The sequence below is a fragment of the Cryobacterium sp. 10I1 genome, from assembly GCF_035019805.1.
Taxonomy (GTDB): Bacteria; Actinomycetota; Actinomycetes; order Actinomycetales; family Microbacteriaceae; genus Cryobacterium; species Cryobacterium glucosi.
Map to the genome: position 1 here is coordinate 1 of NZ_JASJVF010000684.1, position 240 is coordinate 240.

The following is a 240-nucleotide window of genomic DNA, read 5'->3' on the forward strand; positions in this document are numbered from 1 at the left end:
TCGTCGAGGGCTGGCGCGGCAGCATCTGCCACCGGGTCGAGCTCGGAGCCGGCGGTGTGCTCAGCCGGGTCAAGATCGTCGACCCCTCATTCTTCAACTGGCCGGCGCTGCCCGTCGCGCTCGCGGACACGATCGTGCCCGACTTCCCGCTCGTCAACAAGAGCTTCAACCAGTCCTACGCAGGCAACGACCTCTGATACCCGCCCGCCGTCGCGCAGCGGATTCCGCGAGCGCGCGTCC

General features: G+C 68.8%; 1 pseudogene. It reads left to right on the top strand.

From position 1 onward, the window contains the following. Positions 1-197 (top strand): annotated as a pseudogene (locus tag QN345_RS20330) (formate hydrogenase); the annotation flags it as partial. Positions 198-240: the final 43 nt, after the last annotated feature.